Source organism: Nocardioides sp. NPDC051685 (assembly GCF_044453405.1).
Lineage (GTDB): Bacteria > Actinomycetota > Actinomycetes > Propionibacteriales > Nocardioidaceae > Nocardioides.
This window is the reverse complement of sequence record NZ_JBITCR010000005.1, coordinates 503169-516718: the sequence shown is the minus strand read 5'-3', so window position 1 is coordinate 516718 and position 13550 is coordinate 503169. Positions and strand designations below refer to the sequence as shown.

Here is a 13550-nt window from a genome sequence, read left to right as displayed (position 1 = left end):
TCGACGCCATCGACATCAGCACAGTCCCCTCACCCGGCAGGTCAGCCCGTCGGGCAGCGCGCGGTCGTCGGGCCGGATGTCGATCCACGGGCCGTTGCCGGTGGCGTTGGCCAGGTAGCGCGCCGACGGACCGAGGACGTCGAGAGCGGCGCTGAGCTCCCTCTCCTGTGCGCGCAGCCCCTTGACGACCACGGCCAGCTTGGTCAGCGCGACCTCGAGGTCCTGCCGGTTCTCGGAGACGACCCGTTTCAGGGTGGTGGTGAGCCGCTGGGCGTCGGCCAGCAGCCGGCGGATCGCGCCGCGTCGGCTCTGCAGCTCGGCCATCACCGCGTTGGACTGCTTCATCAGCGAGACGATCTCGGTGCTGTTGGCGTTGAGCCGGCTCGTCACGTCGGTGGCCGCGCTGACCAGGGCGTCGGCCTGGTCAGCGCGGGTGAGCACGACCTCGGAGACCGCGGAGATGCCGTCGAGGGCGGCGGCGAGGTCGGGCTGGGAGCTGGCCATGGTGCGGCCGACCTCGTCGAGGGTGCCGGAGAGGAGCTCGGGGTCGAGCTGGTCGAGGGAGGCGCTGCCGCGGTCGACGATGTCCTGGAGGTTGTAGGGAACCCTCGTCGCCGAGAGGGCGATGGTGTCGTCGGCCAGCTCTCCCCCACCGACCGGCGTGACGGCGAGCAGGTGCGTGCCGAGCAGCGTGGCGACTTCGATCTCGGCCCGGGTGCGAGCCCCGAGCCGGATGTGGTCCTCGACGGTGAACTCCACGATCACGTCGTGGGCGCCGAGCGAGATCGAGCGCACCTCGCCGACCCGCGCGCCGGCCACGGTCACGTCCTCGCCGACCCGGAGTCCCGCGGTGTGCTCGAAGTGGGCCACGCAGACCCGCTCGCCGAAGCCGAGCGCCCCGGCACGGAAGACGAAGACGACCGCCAGCGCAGCGAGCACGACGGCGACGATCCCGACCTTGAGCGGGTCCATGGTTCGCAGTGGAGTCATCCGGAGCACACCTCGGAGTAGCGGTCGTCGGTCGGTGGCAGCGCCAGCACGAGCTCGTCGACGGAGAAGTCGTAGCGGCAGACGTAGATGTTGAGCGCGTTGCGGTAGGAGGTGATCCTGCCCAGCGTCTCGACCAGCTGGGCGAAGGCGACCACGGCACCCTCGAAGCTGGTCAGGTTGGCCGCGAAGGCGGTCACCGAGATCCGCAGGTTGCGGCTCAGCGTGCGTGCGGGAGCCTCGATCCGCGTACCGAAGTCTGCGCCGGTGGCCAGCAGCCCGGACAGCTCCTCGACGGAGGCGCCCAGGGCGTCGCGCTGCTCGGCCAGGCCCTTCATCAGCCTCTCCAGCTCGTGCACTGTGGTCTCGAACTCGTCCCCCTGGGCGGCCAGGTCTGCCAGGAAGGGAGTCAGGTTGGTCAGCACCCGGTCGAAGACCTGGTCGCGGGTGGCCACGAACCTGGTCAGCTCGGCGGTCTGCTCCAGCAGCACCGGGATGCTGCCGCCCTCGTCCTGGAGGACCTTCAAGATGGTGGCGGCGAGCTGGTTGACCTCGTCAGGCTCGAGTACGTCGAAGAGCGGCCGGAACCCGTTGAGCAGCTCGGTCAGGTCGAACCCGGCGCTGGTCCGGCTCGCCGGGATCCGCGCCCCTGCGGCCAGTGGCCTCCCGGACCCTCGGGTCTGCTCGATCCCGAGGAACCGCTGCCCGGCGATGTTCTGGTAGCGGACCGAGAGCCGTGCGCTGTCCAGGACCGGCTGCTTGCGGGACACGCTGAGCTCGACCCTCGCCCTCCCGGCGGCGGTGACCGTGATGTCGGTGACCTTGCCGACGCTGACCCCCGCGATGCGTACGGCATCGTCCTCGTGCAGGCCGTTCACGTCGGCGAACTCGGCGGTGTAGGTGGTCAGGTCGCCGGCGACCGGCGCCTTCAGCGTGCCGAGGACGAGCGCGAAGGCGAGCCCGGCGACGAGGGTGAAGGCGCCGAGCTTGAGGTAGGTCGCGGTCGGGCGTCCCGAGGAGCCGCGCAGTCCGGACATCAGCACTCTCCCCTCGTGCTGCCGTAGGTCGGGCAGTCGCGCTCGCGGGTGTAGTAGGGCGGCGCCACCCGGTGCAGGATCAGGTCGAGCACCGCCCGCCCGTCGTCGATCACGGTCGGGACCTCCCGGCCGATCTCGCGGTTGGCCCGGAAGCCCTCCACCACCGCGTCCTCCCGGTTGTCGGCGACGGCATCGGCGACCACCGCTGCCTGGTCCATCGCCTCGACCAGCTCGGCGCCGTGCTCGTCGAGGAACCTCTGCGCGTCCGTGGTCAGGGTGAGCCCGCCCGAGAGCAGCGCGGCGAGCTGCTCGCGCTTGGCCGCGATCGTCTCGGCGGTCGCGGTGCCGGACTCCAGGGCGGCGAACAGGTCGTTGGCGGAGGCCTGCAGGGTCTCCAGGTTGACCGCCAGCAGGGCCGCCGTGGACCGGATCGTGGGCAGGTCGGCCTCGGCCTGCTCCAGCACCCTCGCGGCGAGCTCGAGGGTCCGGTGGATGTCGTCGCCGCGGCCGTCGAGGCCGGCGGCCACCGCGGACAGCGCGGCGTTGAGGTCGGCCGGGCCGACCGCCTTGACCAGCTCGTCGATGCTGTCGAGGGCCTGCTGCAGCTCAACCGTGCCCTGGCGCAGGTCCTGCGGGATCGTGCCACCCGCCCACCTCCCCGACCGGGAACCGGTCGAGACCAGGTCGACGTACGCCGTGCCGAAGACGGTCGCCGGCAGCGCCCGCGCCGCCACGTCTGCCGGGAGCCGGTCCGCCGCGTCACCTTTCAGGCGGATCGCGACCGATGCCTTCGAGGAGTCGGATCCCCGGGAGATGCCGGTGACCGTGCCGATGATGACGCCGCCCATCTTCACGTCCGACCCGGTACGCAGCGAGGCACCCACGTCGACCATGGCGGCCCGGGTCGCGACGTCGTCGGAGAACGGGCGCCCGGCGAGCACGATCATCCCGGCGGCGAGCAGGCCGCAGGCCACCACACCGGCGGCGCCGCGTACGGCCAGGGTCTGGGGTCTGGTGGCGCGGCTCATCCGGAGATCCTGAACCCCGGGTCGCCACCCCACATGGCGACGGTGAACAGCATGTTGAGCACGACGATGACCACGAAGCTGGCCCGGATCGATCGGCCGGTGGCCTCGCCGACGTTGAGCGATCCGGCCGAGACCGATAGCCCGTACCAGCAGTGGATCAGCACCACGATCGCGGCGAAGATCAAGATCTTGACCAGCGAGAACCCGATGTCGCGCATCGTCAGGAACTCCAGGAAGTAGTGGTCGAACTGGCCCGGCGACTGGCCGAAGAGCATCACGACGGTCGACTCCGAGGCGATGTAGGAGCCGAGCAGGCCGATCACGTAGAGCGGCACGATGGCGATCATGGTGGCGACCAGGCGGGTGGCGACCAGATAGTTGACCGGCCGCACCGACATGACCTCGAGCGCGTCGACCTCCTCGTTGACCTGCATCGCGCCGAGCTGCGCGGTGAAGCGGCAGCCGACCTGCGCGCCCAGGGCCAGCGCGGCGACCAGCGGCCCGAGCTCCCTGGTGTTGGCGGTGGCCGAGATGAACCCGACCAGCGGCGCCAGGCCGACCAGCTCGAGCCCGTTGAAGCCCTCGATGCCGAGCGAGGTGCCGACCGAGACCGAGAGCAGCACCATCACCCCGATCGTGCCGCCGCCGACGATGATCGCGCCCTTGCCCCAGCAGATGTCGGAGAAGTGCTCCAGGCAGGTGCGCCAGTGGTGCACCAGCGTGGCCGGCACCGCCAGCAGGACCGACGCGCTGAAGGTGAGGAAGGAACCGAACGGCACCAGCGGGCTCCACCAGCCGGTCGCCGGGCCGTCGGTCTCGACCGCGGCCATCACGCACCACCGCCCGGGGCGAGGGCCAGGTAGCCCTGGGTGACGACCGCGTTCACCACGGCGAGCACGATCACGTTCAGCACGACGGTCTGGTTGACCGCGTCGGCCACGCCCTGCGGTCCACCGGTCGCCCCCAGCCCCTTGTGCGCTGCGACCGTGGTGCCGATCAGCCCGAACAGCACCGCCTTCCCCTCGGCCAGCCACAGGTCGGCGCTCTGGCTGAAGTTGGTGAACGCGTCCAGATAGGTGCCGGCCCCGACCACGCCGCGGCCGACGTTCATCACGTAGCCGGTCGCGATCGCGGCCACCGCGACGATCGCGGTCAGCATCACCGACAGGAAGACGGCGGCCACGATCCTGGGCGCGACCATCCGCTGGACCGGGTTGGTGCCCATCACCTCCAGGGCCGCGATCTCGTCGCGGATCGCGCGCATCCCCAGATCGGAGCAGATCGCCGAACCGACCACGCACGCGATGATCAGCGAGGTGACCAGTGGCGCGGCCTGGCGCAGCACCCCGACGCCGTTGACGGCGCCGCTGAAGGAGGAGGCGCCGATGCTGTTGGCCACCGCGCCGACCTGGATGGAGGTCACCACCCCGAACGGGATCGCGACCAGGATCGTCGGCAGCAGCGAGACCCGGGCCATGAACCAGGCCTGGTCCGCCGCCTGGGCCCAGTCGAACCGCCCGGTGAGGATGTCGACCACGGCGTGGGCACACGCCTCGGCGCCAAGGGCGATCGTCTCTCCCACCGTCCGGAGCCCGTCGGCCGTGCGGCGCCAGACCCCGGTGGCCAGCCGCTCGGGCAAGGTCGCAGTCACCCGGAACTCCTCCTCGTCGACAGCTATCGCCAATTACTACACGGGTGTAGATTCGCACACTGTGTGGCCTGTGTCACCCCCTTCGTCCGCTCGACCACGAGCCCTTTACCCTTCGGAACTGATGCCCACCGACCGACCTGCCGCCCGGCGGCGCTACGCCACCCGGATGCCCCTCGAGGAGCGCCGCGAGGAGCTCCTCGACGCGGCGCTGCGCGTGCTCGCCCGCGACGGCTACGGCCAGCTCACCATCAGCGCGATCGCCGCCGAGGCAGGCGTGACCCGACCGGTGGTCTACGACGCGTACGGCGGGATCGACCCTCTTCTGCACGCCCTGCTCGACCGCACCCAGCAGCGCGCGACCGCCGCGGCGCTGGCCCTCATCCCGGCCGGCGGGACCCCGGTCGAGCTCGACCGGTGGCTGCTCGAGGCGGCGGACGGACTGCTCCAGGCCGTCGAGGCCGACCCGGAGACCTGGCGCCCGGTCCTCGGCCTGACCGATGGCGCACCGCCCGCCGTGCGTGAGCGGATCGAGAGCACCCTGGTCCTGCTGCGCGGGTTCGTCGCCGACGTGCTCCGCACCAACCTCGACCCCGGGACCGAGCTCGACGTCGAGGTGGTCGCCCACTCGCTCGTCGCACTGGTGCAGGAGTTCGCGCGGCTGCTCCTGGAGAAGCCGGAGGAGTACCCGAAGGAGCGGCTGCTCGACGCGTACGCCGGGATGCTGGCGCTGCGTCGCCGAACGTAGCCTTCGGGCATGAGCTACGCAGGACTGAGCAAGCTGCTGGCCGTCCCCGACGGGTTCGAGGCGCCCCGGGTGCTCACCCACGGCGACCTGACGGCGCGGCCGCTGTCGCGCGACTGCCTGGCCGATGACGTACGCGCCATCAACGCCGACATGGACCTCATCAACGCGACCCGGGGCGGCGGCTGGCCGACGGGTCCGACGTCGGAGGAGGAGGACTACATCGACCTCGTCTGGCACGAGGGCGAGTGGAAGGAGAACAAGTCGTTCTCCTACGTCCTGGAGACCTCAGCGCTCGGCTACGTCGGGTGCGCCTATCTCTACCCGCTGGGCGTCCGGCAGGAGCTCAGCGAGGAGCTGGCGGCGTACGACGTCGATGTCAGCTGGTGGGTGACCACCGAGGCCTATGAGCAGGGGCTCTACGAGGTGGTCTACGAAGCGCTGAAGAGGTGGGTGCCGGCGAGCTATCCGTTCCGCCGGCCCCACTTCTCCAATGTCGTCGTGCCTGAGGCTCAGGCGTAGGTGACCGGCAGCTCCTTGATGCCGTTGATCCAGGCGTGACGCAGCCGGCGCGGGGCGCCGTTGGGCTTCAGGTCGGGCATCCGGTCGGCGATCACGTCGAACATGATCCGCACCTCCATCCGGGCCAGGTTGGCGCCGATGCAGTAGTGGGCACCGTGGCCGCCGAAGGCGAGGTGGGGGTTGTGCTCGCGGGTGATGTCGAAGGTGTCGGGGTCGTCGAAGACGTCCTCGTCGTGGTTGCCCGAGGCGTAGTAGAGTCCGACGCGCTGCCCGGCCTTGACGAGCTGGCCACCGACCTCTACGTCGTTGATCGCGGTGCGGTGGAAGACGGTCACCGGGGTTGCCCAGCGAATCACCTCGTCGACCATCGTGTCGGGGCGCTCGTTCTTCCACAGCTCCCACTGGTCGGGGTTCTCGAAGAAGGCCTGCATGCCGTGGGAGATCGCGTTGCGGGTGGTCTCGTTGCCGGCGACGGCGAGCAGGATGACGAAGAAGCCGAACTCGTCATCACCCAGCGCGCCGCCCTCCAGCTCGGCGTTGACGAGCTTGGAGATGATGTCGTCCTTGGGGTCCGCCTTGCGCTCGGCAGCCAGCGTCATGGCGTACGTCAGGATCTCGATGGAGGCGGCCTCGGGGTCCGCGTTGTAGTCCGGGTCGTCGTAGGCAAGCATCTGGTTGGACCAGTCGAAGAGCTTGCGCCGGTCCTCCTGCGGGACGCCGAGAAGCTCGGCGATCGCCTGGAGCGGGAGCTCGGCGGCGACCTCGGCGACGAAGTCGCCCTCCCCCTTGGCCAGCGCATCGTCGACGATGCTGTTGGCCCGCTCGACCAGACGGTCCTTGAGAGCGTTGATCGCACGCGGGGTGAAGCCGCGGCTGATGATCTGGCGCAGCTTGGTGTGGTCGGGAGCGTCATGGTGGATCAGCATCGCGCGCTGCAGCTCGACCTGCTCGCGGGTCATGTCCGGCGCGAACCTGATGATGACGCCGTTCTCGTTGGTGCTGAAGTTCTCGCTGTCCTTGGAGACGGCGAGGATGTCCTCGTGCTTGCTGACCGCCCAGAAGCCGGTGTCGAGGAACCCTGCTCGCGCCTCGGGCTTCTGCTCGATCCAGAAGACCGGAGCCGTACGCCGCAGCTCCATGAACTCCTGGAGCGGGACGCGCTCCTCGTTGAGCACGGGATCAGTCGGATCGAAATCCACGGGGAGAGCGGTCACGGGTGTGCTCCTTCGAGGTCTTTTCTGTAACACGTTCTAGTTTATGTTCACACAGCGCCCAGGATCACACAAGGGTTGCGCCAAACGAGAACACGTTCTACTTTGGACCAATCGAGTGTAACCGGTGTCACGTCATCAGGCGTGACGGTGCGCGCCCGCGCACCAGCGACTTGTCGAAACCCCCGAAGAGCGAGGTTCCATGGGCACGCCCGTCATCGTCGAAGCCGTCCGTACCCCCATCGGCAAGCGCAAGGGCTGGCTCGCCGGCCTGCACCCGGGCGTCCTGCTCGGGGCCGCCCAGGTGGAGGTGCTCAAGCGCGCCGGAGTCGACCCTGACCTGGTGGATCAGGTCATCGGCGGCTGCGTCTCCCAGGCCGGCGAGCAGTCCAACAACATGGTCCGCCGCGCCTGGCTGCACGCCGGGCTGCCGATCCACACCGGCTCCACGGTCATCGACGCGCAGTGCTCCTCGGCCCAGCAGGCCACGCATCTGATCAACGCGATGATCGCCTCGGACCAGATCAAGGTCGGCATCGCCTGCGGCATCGAGTCGATGTCGCGCATCCCGCTGGGCGCCAATGTCCCGAAGGGCGCCGGCGATCCGCGTCCCGCTGACTGGAACATCGATCTGCCCAACCAGTTCGAGGGCGCCGACCGGATCGTGAAGAACCGCGGCTTCTCCCGCAACGAGGTCGACGAGTTCGGGCTGTGGTCGCAAGTCAAGGCGCGTCACGCGCGCGACGCCGGACACTTCAAGAGCCAGATCTTCGCCGTCGAGGCCCCCATGCTCGACGACGAGGGCAACCCCACCGGCGAGGTGCGTACCGTCACCGAGGACCAGGGCATCCGCGACACCTCGCTGGAGAAGCTGGCCGGGCTGAGCCCGGTGCTCGAGGGCGGCACCCACACGGCCGGCACGTCCTCGCAGATCTCCGACGGCGCCTCGGCGCTGCTGCTCATGGACTCCGCGGTCGCCGCCTCGCTGGGGCTGAAGGCTCGGGCGCGGATCGTGACGTCCAACCTGGTCGGCTCGGATCCCTACTACCACCTCGACGGCCCGGTCCAGGCGACCGAGAAGGCGCTCAAGGACAGCGGGATGACGATCGGCGACATCGACATCGCCGAGGTCAACGAGGCCTTCGCCGGCGTGGTCATGTCCTGGGCCAAGGTGCACCAGGTCCCCGAGGAGAAGATCAACGTCAACGGCGGCGCGATCGCGCTCGGCCACCCGGTCGGCTCGACCGGCACCCGCCTGCTCACCGCGGCGCTCCACGAGCTCGAGCGCCGCGACGCCAGCACCGCCCTGGTCTCGATGTGTGCCGGCGGCGCGCAAGCCACCGCGACGATCATCGAGAGGATCTGAGCGATGTCGCGAACGTCCAAGGTCACCGAGGCCGAGTACGTCGTCGTCGGCGCCGGCTCGGCCGGCTGTGCCGTCGCCGGCCGCCTGGCCGCGGCCGGGAAGTCGGTTATCCTCCTCGAGGCGGGGAAGAACGACAAGCACAACTACCTGGTCACCAAGCCAGGCATGATCGGCCCGATGCACGCCGAGCCGCGGCTGAAGAAGCTCGTCGACTGGGGCTACCACACCGTCCCCCAGCAGCACGCCCGCAACCGCGAGCTCCCCCAGCCCCGCGGCAAGGTGCTCGGTGGCTCCTCCTCCATCAACGGCCTGCTGTGGGTCCGGGGCAACCGGGCCAACTACGACGCCTGGGCGGCCGAGGGCAACACCGGCTGGGACGCGGACTCGGTCAACGAGGCGTACCGGCGGGTCGAGGACTACGAGGGCGGTGGCTCCGACTACCGCGGCACGGGCGGGCCGATCAAGGTCATGAAGCACCCACGGCCGACCGAGGCGTCGCTCTCCTTCCAGCGCGCCGCCGCGGAGACCCTCGACGTGAAGGTGCTCGACGACTACAACGGCGCCGAGCAGGAGGGCGTCTCGACCTTCCAGCAGAGCGCGATCGACGGGCTGCGCTACTCCGCCTCGCGCGGCTACCTCCACGACCAGGAGCTGCCCAGCCTCACCACGCTCACCCGTGTGCACGTGTCCCGGATCGTCATCGAGAACGGGCGCGCCATGGGCGTCGAGATCCTCACCAAGCAGGGTCCGCAGACGATCTCGGCCACCGCCGAGGTGATCGTGTCGGCCGGCGTCTTCGGCTCGGCGCAGCTGCTGATGCTCTCCGGAATCGGTCATTCCGCCCACCTCGCCGAACACGGCATCCAGACCGTCCACGAGCTGCCGGTCGGCGACAACCTGCACGACCACATGTTCGTGCCGACCACCTGGGAGATGCCGACCGCCCTGCACCACGGCACGGCCGGCTACTTCGGCAAGGCGGTCCTCAAGGAGCAGACCGTCGGCCGGTCGATCCTCGGTCACACCGTCTTCGAGACGGTCGGGTTCGTCCGCACCTCGCTGGCCACCGACGTACCCGACCTGCAGCTGCACGTCCTCCCCTGGGCCTACCCCTCCCCCAACCAGGACGCGCCGATCCGGCACGAGGTCGACCCGCGGGCCGCGCTGACGGTGATGTCGTCGCTCATCTACCCGCGCTCGCGCGGGACGCTGCGGCTGCGCAGCGCCGACCCGACCGCCGAGCCGCTGATCGACTTCAACTACCTCGCCGAGCCCGATGACAAGCGCGTCCTGCTCGAGGGCGTGGAGATGATCCGGGAGATCATGGCCTCTCCCGCCTTCGGCGACCAGGTCAAGTCGGAGATCCACCCCGGCAAGGCGATCGACGCCGAGGCGATGAAGGACGAGGTCACCAACCGGGCGACCTCGATCTACCACGGTGTCGGCTCCTGCCGGATGGGCGTCGACGAGCGGGCCGTGGTCGACCCGCGGCTTCGCGTACGCGGCATCGACGGTCTCCGCGTCGCCGACGCCTCGATCATGCCGTCGATCATCGGCGGCAACACCAACGCTCCCGCGGTCATGATCGGTGACCGTTGTGCGACCTTCATTCTCGAGAACAGCTGATCGGAGCAGACATGAGCGCCGGACATTTGAGCCCTGACACCGCGAAGACAGCAGGCGTACGCCGCCCCGACTGGATCACCGAGGAGCTGCTGGGCGACCTGGTCTCGCGGGTCCCGTCCTCGACGGGTGCGTCCTGGAAGCTGACCGAGGTCTACACCGGTGAGGTGCTGGTGGCGCTGCCGCAGTCCTCACCGGAGGACGTGGAGCGGGCCGCCGCGGCCGGCCGGGCGGCCCAGCACGAGTGGGCCGCGACCCCGCTGCCGCAGCGGCTGGCCGTGTTCAAGCGTGCCCACGAGCTGATCCTGCGCAACCAGCACAAGATCGCCGACCTCATCCAGGCCGAGTCGGGCAAGGCCCGCCGGATCGCGTTCGAGGAGGTGTGCGACCCGCCGATGGTGATCTCGCACTACCTCAAGCGGGCGCCGAAGCTGCTCAAGGACAAGAAGCGCCCAGGGGTGATGCCGGTGCTGTCGAGCTCGATCGAGCGCCACCCGCCGCGTGGCCTGGTCGGGATCATCGCGCCGTGGAACTTCCCGTTCGCGACCGGTCTCTCCGACGCGATCCCGGCGCTCATGGCCGGCAACGCCGTGCTGCTGAAGCCTGACAACAAGACCGCGCTCTCGCCGCTGTTCGGGATCTCGCTGCTCGAGGAGGCGGGCCTGCCGAAGGGCCTCTTCCAGGTCGTCTGCGGCGAGGGCCCCGACGTCGGCCCGACGATGCTCGACAACGTCGACTACGCGATGTTCACCGGATCCACCGCCACCGGTCGCGTCATCGGCGAGCAGGCCGGGCGCAACCTGATCGGTGCCTGCCTCGAGCTCGGCGGCAAGAACCCGATGATCGTCCTCGACGACGCCGACATCGACGAGACCGTGGAAGGCTCGATGTTCGCCGTCTTCGGCAACACCGGCCAGATCTGCATGCACATCGAGCGGATCTACATCCCGGAGGCGAGGTACGAGGAGTTCCGCGACAAGTTCGTCGCCGCCGTCGAAGGGATGCGGATCGAGGCGGCGTACGCCTTCGGGCCCGACCTCGGAGCGCTGGTCTCCCCCGACCACCTGGCGCGGGTGCAGTCGCACGTCGAGGACGCGGTCGCCAAGGGAGCCACCGTGCTGACCGGCGGCAAGGCGCGCCCCGACATCGGGCCGACCTTCTTCGAGCCGACCATCCTGGAGGGCACCACGAAGGAGATGCTCCATGGGGTGACCGAGACGTTCGGGCCGGTGGTCTCGCTCCACCGCTACTCCACGCTGGAGGAGGCGATCGAGCTGGCCAACGACACCGACTACGGTCTCAACGCCTCGGTGTGGACGACGAACTTCAAGCGCGCTCAGGCGATCGCCGCGCGGATCGAGTCCGGCAACGTCAACATCAACGACGGCCTGGCCACCGCCTACGCCTCCAAGTCGACCCCGTCGGGCGGGATGAAGCAGTCCGGTGTCGGTGCCCGCCACGGCGACCAGGGGCTGCTGAAGTACACCGAGACCCAGAACGTCGCGACCCTGAAGAAGCAGGTCATGGGGCCGCAGGGCAAGCAGACCTTCGACGACTACGCCAAGCAGATGCAGATGTCGCTGCGGTGGATGCGGAAGCTCCACATCCGTTGACGCCCGTCTCCCGCTATGCCCAGCTGACCCGGGAGGAGCTCGCCGAGGTCGTCCGCGAGCTCCTCCTGATCGGCCAGCTGATCGACCGCGCGGGGATGGCGTGGTGCATCTCCGCCTTCGGGCGCGAGGAGATGCTGCGGATCGCGATCGTCGAGTGGGCCGCGGCCTCGCCGATCTACACCCGGCGGATGCAGAACGCGCTCGGCTATTCGCCGGTGGTGGCCGGGCAGGGTGACGTGCCGACCATCTTCAAGGGCCTCCAGCTCGACATCGGCGCGCCGCCGCAGTTCATGGACTTCCGCTACACCGTCCACGACGCCCGCCACGGCGAGTTCCACCTCGACCACTGCGGCGCGCTGATGGACGTGGAGCCGATGGGCGAGGAGTACGTCCGCGGGATGTGCCACGACATCGAGGATCCGACGTTCGACGCCACCGCCATCGCGACCCACCCCCGGGCCCAGGTGCGCCCGGTCCACCGGCCGCCGCGGACCCCGGCTGGCCGGACGCCGCACTGTCGCTGGACGGTGACCATCGACGATGCGCATCCCGAGGCGGTGGCGGTCCCGGAGCTGGCCGTCAACGAGCGCTCCCGCGCGGCCGGGCTCGAGCTCGCGCCGATCGATCCGTCAGAGGACGGCGCGGCCGACTACGCCGGGCCGCTGGTCTCCGACCTCGACCTCGCTGCGTTCTCCCACTCCGCACTGGCGCGGATCGCCGACGAGGTCTGTCTTCAGATGGCCCTGCTCGACCGTGGCTTCACGCTCGCGCTGGAGCCCCGGGTGACCTCGGCCGAGCAGCTCCTCGACATCCGTCGCAAGCAGCTGGTCGGGGTCGCCGGGATCGCGGGGGCCCGCCTCGCCCGTGCTCTCTCGCTGCCGGCGGACACCGAGGGCGCGCTGCGGATGCTCGCGCTCCACCCGATGCTCAACCCCGCGGCGTACGTCTCGGTCGAGGTCGGCTCCGACGCCCTGGCCGTCCGGCCCTCGGCCGCCGACGAGGACGGGGCCTGGGTCTCGCTGATCGGGCCGGAATGGTTCGTTCCGCTCCAGGTCGCGGTGCAGGCGCTCGACCCTCACCTCGACGTCGAGGTCGGTGCCGTCGAAGGCGGCTGGCGGGTCGAGGTCGTCTGCCGCCCCGAGCCCGCCCCCGAGGCGTCCGAGGTCGCGGTGGTGAGGTTCAGCACCGGCGCGGACTTCGCCTTCGAGCCGCGCCGGTCGCTGCCGATCACCCCGGTCTGACGCTCACCGGCGACACAGCGCGAGGACCGGGATGACCCGGTCGGTCTTCGCCTCGTACTCGCCGAACCCGGGGCTCATCGCCTTGAACCGCTCCCAGGCCGCGTCGCGCTCGGCGCCCTTCAGCTCGCTGACCTCGACCTCGACGACGCCCTCGTCGGGGGTCTCGATCTTGGTCACCGGGTGGGCCAGGAGGTTGTGGTACCAGGCCGGGTTCTCCGGCGCGCCGGCCTTGGAAGCGGCGATCAGCCAGGTGTCGGCGTCCGGATGGAGGTTGGCCACCGGGGAGACCCGCTCCTTGCCGGTCTTGGCGCCGGTGTGGTGCACGAGCACGAGCCCGCGCCCGAACGGCACCGAGGTCACGTTGCCGTCGTTCGAGCGGAACTCGTCGATGATCGACTGGTTCCAGTCCTTGTAGTCGCTGCCTGACATGGAGTGCCTTTCCCCGAGGATCGGTTTTCACCCACTCTTGCAGACCTCCCCAACGCCCACCGGACAAACGCCCACTCGGCGCAACTGCCCCGCTCCACAA

The 13550-nt window shown here is 69.8% G+C and carries 13 protein-coding genes; 6 read left to right on the top strand and 7 right to left on the bottom strand.

Annotation, left to right across the window (positions count from 1 at the left end; all coding sequences use genetic code 11):
• Positions 1-15: 15 nt before the first annotated feature.
• The 5 genes from ACIA03_RS17965 to ACIA03_RS17945 are packed head-to-tail and all read right to left on the bottom strand — an operon-like array spanning position 16 to position 4703.
• Positions 16-990 (bottom strand): MCE family protein, encoded by a 975-nt coding sequence (locus ACIA03_RS17965; RefSeq protein WP_396984863.1) that lies wholly within the window; start codon positions 988-990, stop codon positions 16-18.
• A complete protein-coding gene (locus ACIA03_RS17960; RefSeq protein WP_396984861.1) occupies positions 987-2024 on the bottom strand; it encodes an MCE family protein in 1038 nt (345 codons plus the stop codon). Before ACIA03_RS17960 ends, ACIA03_RS17965 begins: the two co-directional genes overlap by 4 nt.
• The gene (locus tag ACIA03_RS17955; RefSeq protein WP_396984859.1) at positions 2024-3052 is read right to left on the bottom strand and encodes an MCE family protein; all 1029 of its coding nucleotides are present in this window, start codon (positions 3050-3052) and stop codon (positions 2024-2026) included. The genes ACIA03_RS17960 and ACIA03_RS17955 overlap by 1 nt, the downstream gene beginning before the upstream one ends.
• The gene (locus ACIA03_RS17950) at positions 3049-3882 is read right to left on the bottom strand and encodes an ABC transporter permease (RefSeq protein WP_396984857.1); all 834 of its coding nucleotides are present in this window, start codon (positions 3880-3882) and stop codon (positions 3049-3051) included. Before ACIA03_RS17950 ends, ACIA03_RS17955 begins: the two co-directional genes overlap by 4 nt.
• Complete coding sequence (locus ACIA03_RS17945; protein WP_141793333.1) at positions 3882-4703, bottom strand: ABC transporter permease; 822 nt, start codon at positions 4701-4703, stop codon at positions 3882-3884. The genes ACIA03_RS17950 and ACIA03_RS17945 overlap by 1 nt, the downstream gene beginning before the upstream one ends.
• Positions 4704-4824: 121 nt before the next feature.
• On the opposite strand from ACIA03_RS17945, the gene ACIA03_RS17940 reads away from it, so the two are divergent.
• Positions 4825-5448 (top strand): TetR/AcrR family transcriptional regulator, encoded by a 624-nt coding sequence (locus ACIA03_RS17940; RefSeq protein ID WP_396984854.1) that lies wholly within the window; start codon positions 4825-4827, stop codon positions 5446-5448.
• Between the two features lie 9 nt (positions 5449-5457).
• Positions 5458-5967, top strand: a complete 510-nt coding sequence (locus ACIA03_RS17935; protein ID WP_396984852.1) for a GNAT family N-acetyltransferase — start codon at positions 5458-5460, stop codon at positions 5965-5967.
• Here ACIA03_RS17935 and ACIA03_RS17930 read toward each other — a convergent pair.
• Positions 5958-7181: a cytochrome P450 gene (locus ACIA03_RS17930; RefSeq protein WP_160023311.1), complete on the bottom strand. Its 1224-nt coding sequence runs from the start codon at positions 7179-7181 to the stop codon at positions 5958-5960. The genes ACIA03_RS17935 and ACIA03_RS17930 overlap by 10 nt on opposite strands.
• A gap of 199 nt (positions 7182-7380) precedes the next feature.
• On the opposite strand from ACIA03_RS17930, the gene ACIA03_RS17925 reads away from it, so the two are divergent.
• From ACIA03_RS17925 to ACIA03_RS17910, 4 genes are read left to right on the top strand one after another with little or no spacing between them, the layout of a single operon-like run.
• A complete protein-coding gene (locus ACIA03_RS17925; RefSeq protein WP_396984849.1) occupies positions 7381-8544 on the top strand; it encodes a steroid 3-ketoacyl-CoA thiolase in 1164 nt (387 codons plus the stop codon).
• A 3-nt stretch (positions 8545-8547) separates the two neighbouring features.
• Positions 8548-10170 carry a GMC family oxidoreductase gene (locus tag ACIA03_RS17920; protein ID WP_396984847.1) on the top strand — a complete coding sequence of 541 codons (1623 nt, stop codon included), beginning with the start codon at positions 8548-8550 and terminating at the stop codon, positions 10168-10170.
• Positions 10171-10181: 11 nt separating this feature from the next.
• Positions 10182-11780: a succinic semialdehyde dehydrogenase gene (locus tag ACIA03_RS17915; protein ID WP_396984845.1), complete on the top strand. Its 1599-nt coding sequence runs from the start codon at positions 10182-10184 to the stop codon at positions 11778-11780.
• Positions 11777-13021: a hypothetical protein gene (locus ACIA03_RS17910; RefSeq protein WP_396984843.1), complete on the top strand. Its 1245-nt coding sequence runs from the start codon at positions 11777-11779 to the stop codon at positions 13019-13021. The genes ACIA03_RS17915 and ACIA03_RS17910 overlap by 4 nt, the downstream gene beginning before the upstream one ends.
• 3 nt (positions 13022-13024) lie before the next feature.
• Here the strand turns inward: ACIA03_RS17910 and ACIA03_RS17905 are convergent, their stop codons facing one another.
• Positions 13025-13450 (bottom strand): nitroreductase/quinone reductase family protein, encoded by a 426-nt coding sequence (locus ACIA03_RS17905; protein WP_396984841.1) that lies wholly within the window; start codon positions 13448-13450, stop codon positions 13025-13027.
• Positions 13451-13550 lie beyond the last annotated feature (100 nt).

Excerpts from the sequence above, each read along its gene's own strand:
- ACIA03_RS17965 (WP_396984863.1), bottom strand. The coding sequence starts at position 990 with ATGACTCCACTGCGAACCATGGACCCGCTCAAGGTCGGGATCGTCGCC.
- ACIA03_RS17960 (WP_396984861.1), bottom strand. The coding sequence starts at position 2,024 with ATGTCCGGACTGCGCGGCTCCTCGGGACGCCCGACCGCGACCTACCTC.
- ACIA03_RS17955 (WP_396984859.1), bottom strand. The coding sequence starts at position 3,052 with ATGAGCCGCGCCACCAGACCCCAGACCCTGGCCGTACGCGGCGCCGCC.
- ACIA03_RS17950 (WP_396984857.1), bottom strand. The coding sequence starts at position 3,882 with ATGGCCGCGGTCGAGACCGACGGCCCGGCGACCGGCTGGTGGAGCCCG.
- ACIA03_RS17940 (WP_396984854.1), top strand. The coding sequence starts at position 4,825 with ATGCCCACCGACCGACCTGCCGCCCGGCGGCGCTACGCCACCCGGATG.
- ACIA03_RS17935 (WP_396984852.1), top strand. The coding sequence starts at position 5,458 with ATGAGCTACGCAGGACTGAGCAAGCTGCTGGCCGTCCCCGACGGGTTC.
- ACIA03_RS17925 (WP_396984849.1), top strand. The coding sequence starts at position 7,381 with ATGGGCACGCCCGTCATCGTCGAAGCCGTCCGTACCCCCATCGGCAAG.
- ACIA03_RS17920 (WP_396984847.1), top strand. The coding sequence starts at position 8,548 with ATGTCGCGAACGTCCAAGGTCACCGAGGCCGAGTACGTCGTCGTCGGC.
- ACIA03_RS17915 (WP_396984845.1), top strand. The coding sequence starts at position 10,182 with ATGAGCGCCGGACATTTGAGCCCTGACACCGCGAAGACAGCAGGCGTA.
- ACIA03_RS17905 (WP_396984841.1), bottom strand. The coding sequence starts at position 13,450 with ATGTCAGGCAGCGACTACAAGGACTGGAACCAGTCGATCATCGACGAG.